Origin of the sequence: Pseudomonas sp. P8_229, from assembly GCF_034008635.1 — a bacterium.
Taxonomy (GTDB): Bacteria; Pseudomonadota; Gammaproteobacteria; order Pseudomonadales; family Pseudomonadaceae; genus Aquipseudomonas.
Genome location: NZ_CP125378.1, coordinates 241,534 through 258,443, shown reverse-complemented (window position 1 = coordinate 258,443; position 16,910 = coordinate 241,534). Strand labels below are relative to the sequence as shown.

The window sequence follows — 16,910 nt, the reverse complement described above, 5'->3', positions numbered from 1 at the left end:
ATGGCAGCGCTGGCGTGTGGCATTTTTCCTACAAATTTTTCAGTGTTTCCTCTCCGAACTTTTACAAACTTCCGACGTATTTAGGTGCGGCAGGTGCTGACAGGCCTGCGCAGGGGGCCGGGTTGTCCGGGTTTCACGTGTCACGTCGGCGCCGGGGCCGATGCTTGAATAGGCGCAAAATCACATGAGAAGGATCTTATGCCGTCTATTTCTGCCCCGACGGTGGACACCCCGTCCGCATCGCTCCAGACGTATCCGCTGACTGCTGCGCAGTTGGACATCTGGCTGGATCAGCTGAGTCGCGGCGATTCGCCGTTGTACAACATCGGCGGGTATATGGACCTGATCGGCCCACTGGATCCGGCATGTATGCAGGCGGCCCTCGAAGGTCTGGTGGCCCGGCATGACGCCATGCGTACGATCCTGTTGCCGGGCGCCGGTGTCGATGGCCTGTCTTTGCAGCGGTTTGCCCACGCATTGCCGGCGCCGATGCCGATTCATGATGTGTCGGCGCACGCCGACCCGGAGTCGGCAGCGCGGGCATTGATTCAGCAGCGTATCGATCAGCCCTTCGTGCTGGACGGCGATCCCTTGTTCCGTTTTCTGCTGATCCGCCTCGACGAGCAGCGGCATTGGCTGTCGATTCTGGCCCATCACTTGATTGTCGATGGCTGGAGCTTTGGCGAGATGCTCAAGTCACTGGACGAGATCTATAACGCCCTGGCGCACGGTCAGCCCGCACCGGCTTCGGCGCCGTCGTACATTGACTTCATCGAAGACAATGCGCGCTATCACGGCTCGCCCCGTTATGCGCTGGACCGTGCCTACTGGCTGGACAAATACCGACAATTGCCCGAGCCGTTGCTGCTACCGCGCCATCAACAGAGTCTGGCCGGTGCTGATGCGCAGACGCAGGTTTTTGCGCAGCCCCTGCCGGCACTGCTGCACCAGCGCATGAAGCAGGTGGCCCGGGAGTTTGCTGCCTCGGCGTTCCATGTTCTGCTGGCAGCGCTGCACGTGTACTTCAGCCGCACCGCGCAGCGTGACGAATGGGTGGTGGGGCTGCCGATCCTCAACCGCTCCGGTGCACGGTTCAAATCCACCCTCGGGCTGTTCGCGCAAATCAGCCCGGTGCGCATGGGCTTTGGCCGTGAACAGACCTTCGGTGAGCTGATCAGGGCAATCCGTGATGAACTGAAAAAGGATTTCCGCCATCAGCGCTTCCCCTTGAGCGAGATGAACCGTGCCCTGGGCCTGCTGCGCGAGGACCGCTCGCAACTGTTCGAACTGACCGTTTCCTACGAGCAGGACACCCACGATTACCGCTACGGCGAGGCGCTGGCGCGGGTCACCAAGGTCTCGAACGTGGAAGAGGCGACGCCGCTGGCGGTGCACCTGCTGAGTAATCTGGCCAACGACGACGCGCGTCTGTACCTGATTTACAGCGAGGCGTATTTCAGTGCCGATGAAGTCAAGGTGCTGGCCGAACGCTGGCTGCTGATCCTGGAACAAGGACTGGAGGCGGTGAACCTGCCGATAACGGCGTTCAGCCTGAGCACGCCTGAAGAAGTCGCGCTGCTGCAACAGTGGAATGCGACGCGGGTGGACTACCCGAGCGTGACCACGATTCAGCAGCGAATCGAGGCTCAAGCGCTGCAACGGCCGCAGGCGCTGGCGGCGGTTCAGCAAGGGAAATGCCTGACCTATGCCGAGCTCAATCAGCGCGCCAACGCACTCGCTCATCATCTGCTCGATCTCGGTGTGCGCCCGGATGACCGGGTGGCAATCGTCGCCCGGCGCGGTCTCGACACGCTGGTCGGGCTGCTGGCGATTCTCAAGGCCGGCGCCGCGTATGTGCCACTCGACCCGGCGCATCCGACCGAGCGCCTGAGCTATCTGCTGGACGACAGCGCGCCGCTGGCAGTGCTGACCCAGAGTGCGTTACGCGGGCATCTGCCAGCGTTGTCGGTGCCGGTGATCGAGCTTGATCGCCAGACCTGGTCCGCCGCCAACCTCGGCGCGCCGAGAGTGCCCGCACTGACCCCGGCAAACCTCGCCTACGTGATTTACACCTCCGGCTCCACCGGCCTGCCCAAAGGGGTAATGGTCGAGCACCGGACCTTGTGCAACCTGGTGGATTGGCACGCTGACGTTTTCGACTTGAATGCCGGCAGCCATACCTCGTGCCTCGCCGGGTTCGGTTTTGACGCGATGGCCTGGGAGGTCTGGCCGGCGCTGTGCGTGGGCGCGATCCTGCACCTGGCGCCCGCCAGCGATGGCAACGAAGACATCGATGCGCTGCTCGACTGGTGGCGTGCGCAGCCGCTGGACGTCAGTTTTCTGCCGACCCCGATCGCCGAATACGCGTTCAACCGCCAACTCGATCACCCGACCTTGCGCACGCTGCTGATCGGTGGTGATCGCCTGCGGCAGTTCCCGCGCCAGCAATCGTTCGCGGTGATCAACAACTACGGCCCGACCGAAGCCACGGTGGTGGCGACCTCCGGGCGCATTGACGCGGGGCAGGCGCTGCACATCGGCAAGCCAGTGAGCAACGCCACGGTGTATTTGCTCGACGAGCAGCAACAACCGGTGCCGCTGGGCGTGACCGGCGAGCTGTACGTCGGCGGGGCCGGGGTGGCTCGTGGTTACCTGAACCGTACGGACCTGACCGCCGAACGCTTCCTGCGCGATCCGTTCAGCAACGAACCGGGGGCGCGGCTGTATCGAACTGGCGACCTCGCACGCTGGCGTACCGACGGCACTTTGGAGTATCTGGGGCGCAACGACGATCAGGTGAAAATCCGTGGCGTGCGTATCGAACCGGGGGAAATCGAGAGCGCACTTGCCAGCCATGCGGCGGTGCGCGAGGCCGTGGTGCTGGTGCGCGATGGTCAGTTGTTGGCGTGGTTTACCGAGCAAGCGCCGCTGGACATCAACCAGTTGCACGCGCACCTGAAGACTCGCCTGAGCAGCGCCATGCTGCCGAGCGCCTACGTGCGTCTGCCGGCCCTGCCACTGACCGCCAACGGTAAGGTGGATCGCAAGGCACTGCCGGTCCCTGGCCCGGACGACTTGATCCGCCGCGAATACCAGGCGCCGCAAGGCGAGGTCGAAATCGCCCTGGCGCAGATCTGGGCAGAAGTGCTGCAAGTCGAGCGCGTCGGGCGTCACGACCATTTCTTCGAGCTGGGCGGGCATTCGTTGCTGGCGGTGATTCTGATCGAGCGCATGCGTCAGCTCGATTTGAGCAGTGACGTGCGCGTGCTGTTCAGTCAGCCGACCCTCGCGGCGCTGGCCGCCTCGGTCGGCAGCGGGCGCGAAATCGAGGTGCCGGCCAATCGCATCGTCGCCGGTTGCACGCACATCACTCCGACGATGCTGCCGCTGGTGCAACTGCAGCAGGCGGACATCGAGCGGGTCGTCGCCACGGTGCCGGGCGGGGCGGCCAACGTGCAGGACATTTATCCGCTGGCGCCGTTGCAGGAAGGCATTCTCTACCACCACATCACCGCCGCGCAGGGCGATCCGTACCTGCTGCAATCGCAATTGGCGTTCGACAGTAGCGAGCGCGTCGAGGCCTTCGCTGCGGCGCTGCGCGAGGTCATGGCGCGCCACGATATTCTGCGCACGGCGGTGGTCTGGGAAGGCTTGACCACGCCGGTGCAGGTGGTGTGGCGCGACGCGCTGCTGCCGTTGCAGAAAGTCGAACTTGATCCGCTTGACGGGCCGATCCTCGAGCAGTTGCACGCGCGCTTCAACGCCCGACGTTATCGCCTCGACGTCAGTCAGGCGCCGTTGATGCGTCTGGTGTATGCGCCGGATCCGGCGCTGGGCCGGGTGGTGGGGATTTTGCTGTTCCATCACTTGGCGATGGACCACATCGCCCTCGAAGTGATGCGCGGCGAGTTGCAGGCCAGTCTGTCGGGGCACGTCGTGGCGCTGGCGCCGCCGGTGCCGTATCGCAACTATGTGGCGCAGGCGCGACTGGGCGTCAGCGAGCAGGAGCACGAGGCATTCTTCCGCGAGCAACTGGCGGACATCGACGAGCCGACTCTGCCGTTCGGTCTGCAAGAAGTGCAGGGCGACGGACGCGGCATCGACGAAGTGCAGCAGGCGCTGCCGGCAGACGTGTATCAGCGTTTGCGCCATCAGGCGCGCCAGGCCGGTGTCAGCGTCGCAAGCCTGATTCATCTGGCGTGGGCGCGGGTGCTGGCGGCGACGTCCGGCCAGCAACGCGTGGTGTTCGGCACGGTGCTGATGGGGCGCATGCAGGGCGGCGAGGGCGCTGACCGGGCACTGGGGGTGTTCATCAATAGCTTGCCGCTGCGCATCGACGTCGACGCCGGAGTACTGGACGCCGTGCGCGCGACCCACGCGCGGCTGACCGCGCTGCTTGGGCACGAACACGCTTCATTGGCGCTGGCCCAGCGTTGCAGCGGGGTGGCGTCGCCGTCGCCGCTGTTTAGCGCGCTGCTTAACTACCGGCACAGCGATGAATCGGAGTTGCTGGAACCCTCGCGGCAATCCTGGCAAGGCATCGAAACCCTGGCCAACGAAGAACGCACCAACTATCCGCTGACCATGAGCGTGGATGATTATGGCAACGGCTTGCGCCTCACCGGTCGGGCTGTGGCGCAGATCGGCGCGCAGCGGATCTGCGGTTACATGCAAGCGGCGTTGAGCGGCTTGGTGCAGGCGCTGGAGCAGGCGCCGCAACAGCCGTTGAACCGCTTGCCGATCCTGCAGCCCGAGGAGTTGCAACGCTTGCTGAGCGCGTTCAACGCCACCGAGGTCGACTGCCCGCTGGAGCAGCCGCTGCATGCCTTGTTCGAAGCCCAGGCGCGGCGTAAACCGCATGCCATCGCGCTGCAGGCCGGTGAACGCAGCCTGAGTTATCGCGAACTCAACGAACGCGCCAACCGTCTGGCCCATCACTTGCGTGAACTGGGTGTGCAGCCGGATGCGCGAGTGGCGATCTGCGTCGAGCGCGGGCTGGATCTGGTGGTTGGTCTGCTCGGCATCCTCAAGGCCGGCGGCGCCTATGTGCCGCTGGACCCGGACTATCCGCTGGAACGCCTCAACTACATGTTGCAGGACAGCGCGCCGGTCGCCCTGTTGGTGCATGGCGCCACGCGGCAATTGCTGGGCGAACCGGGTGTGGCGCTGATCGACCTTGATCGCGGCAGTTGGGCGCAGCAGCCAGCAGGCAATCCGCAGGTGCCGGGCCTGAGCGCTTCGAACCTCGCTTACATGATCTACACCTCGGGTTCTACCGGGCTGCCCAAAGGCGTGATGATCGAACACCGCAGCGCCTGCAACATGGTGCACTGGGGTTCGCAGCTCAGTCCGCCGACCGAGCACGGCGCGCTGCTGCAAAAAGCCCCGTTCAGCTTCGACAGTTCGGTGTGGGAGATCTTCTGGCCGCTGTGTTCCGGCATGCGTCTGGTGTTGGCGCGACCGGATGGCAACCGTGACTCGGCGTACGTGGTGCAGACCATTCGCGAGCATCAAGTGACGGTGGTCAAGTTCGTCCCGGCATTGCTGCAGCAGTTCATCGAGCAGGAGGGTGTCGAGCAATGCACCAGCCTCACCGACGTGCTCAACGGTGGCGGTGAACTCAGTGCCGCGCTGGCGCGTCAGGTACGTGCGCGGCTGCCGTGGGTGCGTTTGCACAACGTCTATGGCCCGACCGAAACCACGGTCGACAGCACCGGCTGGACGCTGGAACCGCACATGCCGGTGCCGGACAACGTGGTGCCGGTCGGCAAAGCCCTGAGCAACACCCGCCTGTACGTGCTCGACGCCTACGACCAACCGGTGCCACAAGGCGTCAGCGGTCAACTGCACATCGGTGGTGTCGGCGTGGCGCGGGGTTATCACGGTTTGCCGGAGATGCAGGCTGAACGCTTCATCGACAGCCCGTTTGTAGCCGGTGATCGGCTGTACCGCACTGGCGATCTGGTGCGCTACGCCAACGATGGCGAGCTGGAATTCCTCGGCCGCAACGACTTCCAGATCAAGCTGCGTGGCTTACGTCTGGAACCCGGAGAAATCGAGGCGCGGCTGATCGAGCATTCGGCGATTCGCGAAGCGGTGGTGATGGTGCGCGACGAGCGTCTGGTGGCCTGGTACACCGTGCGTTCCGGCGTAGAAGAACCCAGTCTGGAGACCTTGCGCGCCCACGTGCTGGAGCGGTTGCCCGAGTACATGGTGCCCGGCGCATTCGTGCAACTCGACGCCTTGCCACTGACGCCGAACGACAAGATCGACCGAAAAGCCCTGCCGGAACCGGGGGCAGACGCGGTGATCAATCGGCCTTACGTCGCGCCGCAAGGTGAAGTCGAAGCCACGCTGGCGCAGATCTGGGGTGAAGTACTCGGTGTCGAACAAGTCGGGCGGCATGACAACTTCTTCGAACTCGGTGGGCACTCGTTGCTGGCGGTGAGCCTGGTGGCGCGCATGCGCCAGAGCGGTCTGCACACCGACGCCCGGGCGCTGTTCAGCCAGCCGACGCTGGCGGCGCTGGCACTCAGCACCACCGATCAGGCGCAGCAAGTGCTCATCCCGCAAACCACCATCCCGAGCCTCAATCGCAAACGCCGGCTCTGACCCGCAACTGATTGTGCAAACCAAACCCTGTGGGAGGGGGCTTGCTCCCACAGGGAATTGCGTTGCCCACCCGCAGGGAGGCCGGCTTGTCCCCGCTTCCCATGTCAGCCCCCCAGGCCCCGATGTTTTAGTTTTTCCAGGCTGCGCGCTACTCGCACGGACTCGCGGCTGCGCGCTCCTTTTTCTCGTATTTACAGCAGGTTATCCCATGCATTTCAGCGAACTGATGGCGGTTATTTCCACCCATGCGATCCGCCTTCAACAGGAAGATGAAGACCTGGTCATTCTGGGCAGCGACGACGCGCTGGATGATGCGCTGTGGGACAGCCTCGCTGCGCACAAGGCGCAATTGCTGGAGCTGGTTGCCCGCCACGGTGGTGACTGGTTGAGCCCGGCGTTTCGCATCACCAAGGACATGCTGCCGCTGGTGCAGCTGGATCAGCCGACCATCGACCGGCTGGTCGCCAACGTACCGGGCGGCGCTGCCAACCTGCAGGACATTTACCCGTTGGCGCCGTTGCAGGAAGGCATGCTTTACCTGCACCTGTCGGCGCCCGCTGGTGACCCCTACGTGTCGCAGGCGCGGTTCGCCTTTGACAGCCGCGAGCGTCTGGACGCCTTCGCCGAGGCGCTGCAGTGGATGATTGAACGCCACGACATCCTGCGTACTTCGTTCGTCTGGGAACGCCTGGATGAGCCGCTGCAAGTGGTGCAACGGCATGCCCCGCTGCATTGCGAAGAAGTGCTGCTCGAGCCGGGCGCCGATGTGTTGACGCAACTGCTTGAACGCCACGATCCACGCTTCTTTCGCCTCGACATCCAGCAAGCGCCGCTGCTGCGTCTGGTCCACGCCAAGGACCCCGCCAACGGGCGTGTGGTCGCCTTGCTGCTGTTCCATCACCTGATCATGGACCACGTCGCCCTCGACGTGGTGCGTCGGGAAACCCGCGCGCATCTGCTCGGCCAGGCCGCGCAGGTCGGGCCGGCGGTGCCGTACCGTGATCACCTGGCCAAAGCGCGCATGGGTCTGGACGAACAGGCCCATGAGGCGTTCTTTCGCGAGATGCTCGCCGACATCGACGAGCCGACCTTGCCCTGTGGTTTGCAGGATGTGCAGGGCGACGGCCAGAACATCGAAGAAGCCGTGCTGATGCTTGAAGCCGATTTGAGCCGGCAATTGCGCGGCCAGGCGCGTCAGCTCGGGGTCAGTGTCGCCAGCCTGATGCACCTGGCGCTGGCGCGGGTGCTCGGCCAGTTGTCGGGGCGTACGGCGGTGGTGTTCGGCACCGTGCTGCTGGGGCGGATGGAAGCGGGCGAGGGTGGCGAGCAAGCGCTGGGGATGTTCATCAACACCTTGCCGCTGCGGGTGGATGTCGGACAGGACGGCGTGCGTGCTGGAGTTCTGGCAACGCATCGACGCCTGACCGCGTTGCTCGGCCATGAACAGACGTCTCTGGCGCTGGCCCAGCGTTGCAGCGCGGTGGCGGTGCCGACGCCGTTGTTCAGCGCGATCCTCAACTATCGCCACAGCAGCCAAGAAGAGATCGCCGAGGTCAGTGAACTGGTCCCCGGTGTTCAGGTGCTTGGCGCTCGCGAGCGCACCAACTATCCGCTGACGATCAACATCGACGACCTCGGCGAGGACTTGCGCATCACTGCGCTGGCGGACGCAGCGCTGGGTGCCGAGCGCATCGCCGGTTATTTGCACACCGCGTTGCACAGTCTGTTGCAGGCCTTGCAGGCGACCCCGGAGGCGCCGCTGCAACGGCTGAACATTCTGCCGGCCGCCGAGCGCGACTACCTGCTGCACGGGGTCAACTCGCCGTTGCCGCAGTTCCCTGAAACACCGTTGATCCATCAGCAGTTTGAAGCCCACGCGCAGGCACGCCCCGAGGCCACCGCGCTGATTTTCGAAGCGCAGACGCTGAGCTACGGCGAGCTCAACCGCCGTGCCAATCAACTGGCACATCACCTGCTGGCGCGAGGGATTCGCCCGGATCAGCGCGTGGCGATCTGTGTCGAGCGCGGCCCGCAGATGATCATCGGCCTGCTGGGCCTGCTCAAGGCCGGCGCCGGTTATGTGCCGATCGACCCGGCGTATCCGCTGGAGCGCATCGCCTACACCTTGCAGGACAGCGCCCCGGTGGCGGTGCTGACCCAGGCCGATACCCTCGAGCGGGTCGGCGCGCTCAGCGTGCCGAACATCGACCTCGACAGCGTGCAGTTGCAGGCTGAACCGAGCAGCAACCCCGACATTCCCGAGCTCAGCCCAAGCCATCTCGCCTACGTGATCTACACCTCTGGTTCGACGGGCCTGCCCAAGGGCGTGATGGTCGAACACCGCAACGTGGTGCGGTTGTTTTCGGCGACCCATGACTGGTTCAATTTCAACCCGCAGGACGTGTGGGCGCTGTTCCATTCCTTTGCCTTCGACTTCTCGGTGTGGGAAATCTGGGGCGCATTGGCGTTTGGCGGCCAGTTGCTGCTGGTGCCGCAGGCGATCAGCCGCTCGCCGGACGACTGCTACACCTTGCTGTGCCGCAGCGGCGTGACCGTGCTCAATCAGACCCCGAGTGCCTTCCGCCAGTTGATCGCGGCGCAGGGCCGCAGCCCGTTGCAGCACTCGCTGCGCGAAGTGATTTTCGGCGGCGAAGCGCTGGAGCCAGGCCTGCTCAAACCGTGGTACGCGCGGGTCGGCAACGCCGGCACGCGGCTGGTGAACATGTACGGCATCACCGAAACCACGGTGCACGTGACTTATCGTCCACTGCAGGCGGCAGACGCGCACCTGGTCGGACGCAGCCCGATCGGTGTCGCGATTCCCGACCTGCAACTGTACGTGCTCGATGCTCAGCGCGAGCCGGTGCCCACCGGCGTGATCGGCGAGCTGTACGTGGGCGGCGCCGGGGTCGCCCGGGGTTACCTCAATCGCGCGGCGCTGACTGCTGAACGCTTTATTGCCGACCCGTTCAGCGGGCGTGCCGAGGCGCGTCTGTACAAGACCGGTGACCTGGCGCGGCGGACCGCGGATGGCAGCCTCGAGTACCTGGGGCGCAACGACGATCAGGTGAAGATCCGTGGTTTCCGCATCGAGCTGGGCGAGATCGAAGCCCGCCTCGCAGCCTGCGCCGGTGTGCGCGAGGCGGTGGTGATCGCCCGTGAAGACAGCCCCGGTGATCAGCGGCTGGTGGCGTACTGGCTGGCCGCTGCCGACGCCGAACCCAGCGCCGCGCAATTGCGTGACGAGTTGCTGTTGTCGCTGGCCGAGTACATGCTGCCGAGCGCCTTTGTGCGTCTCGATGTACTGCCGCTGACCACCAACGGCAAGCTCGACCGCAAAGCCTTGCCGCAGCCCGACAGCGAGGCCTTTGCCCGTCGTGGTTTCGAAGCCCCGCTGGGCGAAGTTGAAACGCTGATTGCCGGCCTCTGGCAGACCCTGCTCGATGTCGAGCAAGTGGGCCGGCATGACAATTTCTTCGAGCTCGGCGGCCATTCGCTGCTGGCGGTGAAGCTGATCGAACGCATGCGCCAGCACGATCTGCACTGCGACGTGCGCGTGCTGTTCGGCCAGCCGAGCGTGGCGGCGCTGGCCGCGACCCTGAGCAGCGGCCACGCCATCGCGGCCCCGGCCAATCTGATCAGCCCCGATTGCACGCAAATCACCCCGGAGCTGCTGCCGCTGGCGACGCTGGATCAGGCCGGCATCGACCGCATCGTGGCGACGGTGCCCGGCGGCATCGCCAATGTACAGGACATCTATGGGCTGGCGCCGTTGCAAGCGGGGATTCTCTATCACCACCTGGCGACCAGCGCCGGCGATCCGTACGTGCTGCAGGCGCAGTTCGCCTTCGCCGGTCTGCCTCAGATCAAGGCCTTCGTCCGCGCGCTGAACGCGGTGATCGAGCGCCACGACATCCTGCGCACCAGCGTGGTCTGGGAAGGCCTTGAAGAGCCGATGCAAGTGGTCTGGCGTGAAGCGCCGCTGGCGCTGGAACGCGTCGATGCCGACCTGCTGGAAGGCGACGTGCTGGAGCAGATGCAGGCACGTTTCGACCCGCGTCACTACCGCCTCGACCTGCGCCGCGCACCGCTGATGCGTCTGGCTTACACCGAAGACCGCGAGCACCAGCGCTGGATCGGCATCCTGTTGCTGCACCACATCGTGCTCGACCACACCGCGCTGGAAGTGTTGCTGGCGGAAATGAACGACAGCCTGCAACCGAGCGGCCGCGAACTGCCGGCGCCGGTGCAGTACCGCAACTACGTGGCGCAGGCGCAACAGGCCGCCAATGCCCAGGCGCACGAAGCGTTCTTCCGCGACATGCTCGGCGACATCGACGAGCCGACCGTGGCCTTCGGTCTGCAGGACGTGCATGGCGATGGCAGCACGGTTGTCGACAGCGTGCAGGCACTGGACGCCGGCGTTGCCCGGCGTTTGCGTGAACAGGCACGCCGGCTCGGCATCAGCGCGGCGAGCCTGGTGCATCAGGCCTGGGGTCAGGTGCTGGCGCAAGTCTCGGGGCGCGACGAGGTGGTGTTCGGCACCGTGCTGCTCGGGCGTATGCAGGGTGGCGAGGGCGCCGAACGCGCGCTGGGCATGTTCATCAATACCTTGCCGCTGCGGGTCAGCGTCGGCGCGACCGCGGTGCAACAGGGTGTACGTGCCACCCATGAACGTCTGGCGCAACTGCTCGCGCACGAACAGGCGTCACTCTCGCTGGCCCAGCGTTGCAGCGGCGTTTCTGCGTCGCTGCCGCTGTTCAGCACCTTGCTCAACTACCGCCATAGCGCGGCGCAATCGGCGAGCGTGCAGTGGGACGGCATTCAGGTGCTCAGCTCCCGCGAGCGCAGCAACTATCCGTTGGTGATCAGTGTCGACGATCTCGGTGAGGGCTTTGGCCTGAGCGTGCAGGCCGTCCCGCAAGTCGACGGCGCACGGGTTTGCGATTACTTGCAAACCGCGCTGCACAACCTGCTGACCGCACTCGAAGACAATCCGGCCACGCCGCTGCGGCAGGTTTCGGTGATGTCGTTGAGCGAGCGGCAGCGGGTCCTGGTCGGGTTCAACATCACTGGTCGTGATTACCCGCACCCGCAGACGGTGCAGCGTCTGGTCGAAGCCCAGGCGGCGGCGTACCCCGAGGCCACGGCGGCGGTGCAGGGTGCGCAGCAGTTGAGCTACGGCGAACTCAACCAGCGCGCCAATCGCCTCGCGCATTACCTGATCGGCCTTGGCGTACAGCCCGATGATCGGGTAGCCCTGTGTGCCCGGCGCAGCCCGCAGATGCTGGTGGCGTTGCTGGCGATCCTCAAGGCCGGCGCCGGTTATGTGCCGGTCGATCCGGCGTACCCGGCAGAACGCATCGCCTACCTGTTGCAGGACTGTGCCCCGGTGGCGGTCCTGGCTCAGGCCTCGACCCGCGATCTGCTCGGTGGCGTGCCGGTCATTGATCTGGACGGCGATCTCTGGCAGCACCTGTCAGATGCCAATCCGAAGCTGCCGGCATTGACGCCGAACCATCTGGCTTATGTGATCTACACCTCCGGCTCCACCGGCCAGCCGAAAGGGGTGATGGTCGAACATGCCACTCTGGAAAACCTCGTGCATTGGCACGTTGAAGCCTTTGACTTGCACGCCGGCAGCCATACCGCGAGTGTCGCCGGCTTCGGTTTTGATGCGATGGCCTGGGAAGTGTGGCCAGCGCTGTGCGTCGGCGCGACCTTGCACCTGCCTGCGCAGTCGATCCGTAACGAGCATCTGGACGATCTGCTCGACTGGTGGTGCGCGCAGCCGTTGCAGGTGAGCTTCCTGCCGACGCCGGTGGCCGAATACGCTTTCAGCCGTCAATTGCAGCACCCGACCTTGCGCACGCTGTTGATCGGCGGCGATCGGCTGCGCCAGTTCACTCGCCAGCAAACCTTCGAGGTGATCAACAACTACGGCCCGACCGAAGCGACGGTGGTCGCGACGTCGGGACGCGTCGAGCATGGCCAGCCGTTGCACATTGGCCGACCGATCGCCAACGCCAGGGTCTACTTGCTGGACGCTGACCTGCGCCCGGTGCCGGTGGGCGTGGCGGGCGAGTTGTATGTCGGCGGCGCGGGCGTGGCGCGCGGCTATCTGAATCGCCCCGAATTGAGCGCAACGCAGTTCCTCTTCGATCCTTTCAGCGACGCGCCACAGGCACGCATGTACCGCACCGGCGATCAGGCGCGCTGGCTGGCCGACGGCAATATCGAGTACCTGGGGCGCAACGACGATCAGGTCAAATTGCGCGGCGTGCGTATCGAACTCGGTGAAATCGAAGCAGCGCTCGGCAGTCACGCCGCGTTGCGGGAAGCCGTGGTGCTGGTCCGCGATGGGCGGCTGATCGCGTGGTTCACCGAGCGTACTCCGGTCGATATCGGACAATTGCGCAATCACCTGCAAGCACGTTTGCCCGATGCGCTGCTGCCGGCGGCTTACGTGCGTCTGCAGGCCTTGCCGTTGACCGCCAACGGCAAGATCGATCGCAAGGCCTTGCCTGAACCGGAGCACGGCGCGTGGCTCAGCCGCGAATACGAGGCGCCACAAGGTGCTGTGGAAACCGCGCTGGCGCAGATCTGGATCGACGTGCTGAAAGTCGAGCGGGTCGGGCGCCACGACAACTTCTTCGAGCTGGGCGGGCATTCGCTGTTGGCGGTGAGCCTGATCGAACGCATGCGCCAGATCGACCTTGCGGCTGACGTGCGCGTGTTGTTCAACCAGCCAACCCTGGCAGCACTGGCGGCCGCCGTGGGTAGCGGTCGCGAAATCGAAGTGCCGGCCAACCGTATCCCGCCCGGCTGCACGCATATCACTCCATCGATGCTGAGCCTGACCGAACTGGACCAGGCCAGTATCGAGCGCATCGTCGCCACGGTGCCCGGTGGCGCGGCCAACGTGCAGGACATTTACCCGTTGGCGCCGTTGCAGGAAGGCATTCTTTATCACCACCTGAGTGCCGAGCAGGGCGATCCGTACCTGCTGCAATCGCGCCTGGCCTTCGACAGCGTCGAACGCCTGCGCACCTTCAGCAAGGCCTTGCAGCAGGTCATTGCCCGTCACGACATCCTGCGTACCAGCGTGGTCTGGGAAGGGTTGGCGAGCCCGCACCAGGTGGTGTGGCGCGAGGCGCCGCTGGTGGTGCAAGCCGTGGCGCTGGACCCTGCACAGGGCGACATGCTCGAACAGTTGCACGCGCGCTTCGACGCCCGCCACCACCGTCTCGACCTGAGCCACGCACCGCTGATGCGCATCGTCTACGCCGAGGATCCGGCGCAGCACCGGGTGGTGGCGATCATATTGTTTCAGCACTTGATCCTCGACCACACCGCGATGGAAGTGGTGGGGCAGGAAATGCGCGCGTTCATGTTCGATCAGGCCGACCGCCTGAGCACGCCGATGCCGTATCGCAACTACGTGGCGCAGGCGCGGCTGGGCGCCAGTGAGCAGGAGCACGAAGCGTTCTTCCGCGACATGCTCGGCGATGTCGACGAGCCGACGCTGCCGTTCGGCCTGCACGACGTGCAAGGCGATGGCGGCGACATCGAGGAGGCGCAGCAAGCCGTCGATCCCGAACTGAGCCGGCGTCTGCGCGAGCAGGCCCGGCAGTTGGGCGTCAGCCCGGCGAGCCTGATGCACCTGGCCTGGGCGCAGGTGGTGGGCGTGCTTGCCAACCGCCGCGACGTGGTGTTCGGCACGGTGCTGCTGGGCCGCTTGCAGGGCGGCGAGGGCGCCGACCGCACGCTGGGGGTGTTCATCAACACCTTGCCGCTGCGCGTGGATGTCAGCGAAGGCGTGCGCAGTGCGGCCAAGACCACCCATGCACGGCTGACCGCACTGCTGGCCCATGAACATGCGCCATTGGCGCTGGCCCAACGCTGCAGCGCAGTGTCCGGCGCGCCGCTGTTCAGCGCCTTGCTCAACTACCGTCACAGCGCGGCCGATGCGCAGCCGCGTGACGGTCAGGGCATCTGGGAAGGTGTGCAGTTGCTCGGTGGCGAAGAGCGCAGCAACTATCCGCTGACCCTCAGCGTCGACGACCTGGGCGAAGGTTTTGCCCTGGCGGTGCTGGCGCTGGTGCAGATCGGCGCGCAGCGCATCTGTGGCTACATGCACACCGTTCTGGAACATCTGGTGGACGCGCTGGAACAGGCGCCGCAACGTCCGCTCAACCGCTTGCCGATTCTTTCGGTCGAGGAATACGAGCACTTGCTGGTCGGCTTCAACCCGACGACGGCGGCATACCCGCGCGGCGCAACGATTCAGGCGCTGGTGCAAGTGCAGGCCGAGCAGCAGCCACAGGCGCTGGCGGTGGTGCAGGGCGATCAGCAACTGACCTATGCGCAACTCAATCAGCAAGCCAATCGCCTGGCGCATCACTTGCTCGGCCTCGGCGTGCAACCGGACGACCGGATCGCCGTGTGCCTGCAACGCAGCCCGCAAATGCTCGTGGCGCTGCTGGCAATCCTCAAGGCCGGCGCCGGTTACGTGCCGGTCGATCCGGCGTACCCGGCGGAACGCATCGCCTACCTGCTGCAGGACAGCGACCCGGTGGCGGTGCTGACGCAGGCTTCGACCCGCGACCTGCTGGGCCGGGTGCCGGTGATCGATCTGGACAATGCCATCTGGCAGCACCTGCCGGACAGCAATCCGCTACTGCCGACGCTGACCCCGGCGCATCTGGCCTACGTGATTTACACCTCGGGCTCCACCGGCCAGCCGAAAGGCGTGATGGTCGAACACGCGACCCTGGAAAACCTCGTGCACTGGCACTGCGAGGCGTTCGACCTGCGGGCCGGCAGCCACACCGCGAGTGTCGCCGGTTGCGGTTTCGACGCGATGGCTTGGGAAGTCTGGCCGGCGCTGTGCGTCGGCGCGACCCTGCACCTGCCGCCGCAATCGATCAGCAACGAACACCTGGATGACTTGCTCGACTGGTGGCGCGCGCAACCGTTGCAGGTGAGCTTCCTGCCGACGCCGATCGCCGAATACGCCTTCAGCCGCGAACTGCAGCACCCGACGCTGCGCACGTTGCTGATCGGCGGCGATCGTCTGCGCCAGTTCAACCGCGAGCAAAGCTTTGCCGTGATCAACAACTACGGCCCGACCGAGGCCACGGTGGTTGCGACCTTCGGGCAGATCAATGCCGGACAGTTGCTGCACATCGGCCGGCCGATGAGCAACGCCAAGGTCTACCTGCTTGATGATCAGCAACGTCCGGTACCGGTCGGGGTCGCCGGCGAGTTGTACGTCGGTGGCGCGGGCGTGGCCCGGGGTTACCTGAACCGTCCTGAGCTGACTGCCGAACGCTTTCTCGAAGACCCGTTCAGCGACGAACCGCAGGCGCGCATGTACCGCACCGGCGATCTCGCGCGCTGGCTGGCCGATGGCAACATTGAGTACCTGGGGCGCAATGACGATCAGGTCAAGCTGCGTGGCGTGCGCGTGGAACTGGGGGAAATCGACGCCGCGCTGTCCAGCCATCCGGCGGTGCAGGATGCGGTGGTGCTGGTGCGCGAGGCGCGCCTGATCGCCTGGTTCACCGCCAGTACGGCGGTCGACATCGAAGATCTGCGCCTGCATCTGCAAGCGCGCTTGCCGCAGGCACTGGTGCCCGCCGCTTACGTGCGCCTGCCAGTGCTGCCGCTCACGGCCAACGGCAAACTCGACCGCAAGGCCTTGCCCGAACCGGATCAGGACGCCTGGCTCAGCCGCGAATACGCGGCTCCGCAAGGCTCGGTGGAAATCGCGCTGGCGCAGGTCTGGGCCGAGGTGTTGCAGGTCGAGCAGGTCGGGCGACACGACAACTTTTTCGAACTGGGCGGCCATTCGCTGCTGGCGGTGAACCTGATCGAGCGCATGCGTCAGCTCGGCCTGAGCACCGATGTGCGCGTGCTGTTCAGCCAGCCGACCCTCGCCGCACTGGCCGCCGCCGTGGGCAGCGCTCGCGAAGTCGAGGTGCCGGCCAACCTGATTGCGCCGGGATGCACGCGCATCACCCCGGACCTGCTGACGCTGCTGCAACTGGATCAGCCAAGCATTGAACGGGTGGTTGCCACCGTGCCGGGTGGTGCGGCCAACGTGCAGGATATTTATCCGTTGGCGCCGCTGCAGGAAGGCATTCTTTATCACCACTTGAGCGCCGCGCAGGGCGATCCGTACCTGCTGCAATCGCGCCTGGCATTCGACAGCCTCGAACGCTTGCAGGCCTTCGCCGCCGCGCTGCGTCAGGTCATGAGCCGGCACGACATCTTGCGCACCGGGGTGGTCTGGG

The 16,910-nt window shown here is 65.4% G+C and carries 2 protein-coding genes (1 of these 2 running past the window's edge); both read left to right on the top strand.

All coding sequences use genetic code 11. The annotated features are described in order from the left end of the window. Positions 1-198: 198 nt before the first annotated feature. Complete coding sequence (locus tag QMK55_RS00935) at positions 199-6,612, top strand: non-ribosomal peptide synthetase (RefSeq protein WP_320328428.1); 6,414 nt, start codon at positions 199-201, stop codon at positions 6,610-6,612. Between the two features lie 208 nt (positions 6,613-6,820). After that, positions 6,821-16,910: the 5' portion of a non-ribosomal peptide synthetase gene (locus tag QMK55_RS00930; RefSeq protein WP_320328427.1), read on the top strand. Its footprint extends 2,924 nt past the window's final position; 10,090 of the gene's 13,014 nt are visible here — the first part of the coding sequence; its start codon is at positions 6,821-6,823; the stop codon falls past the right edge of the window.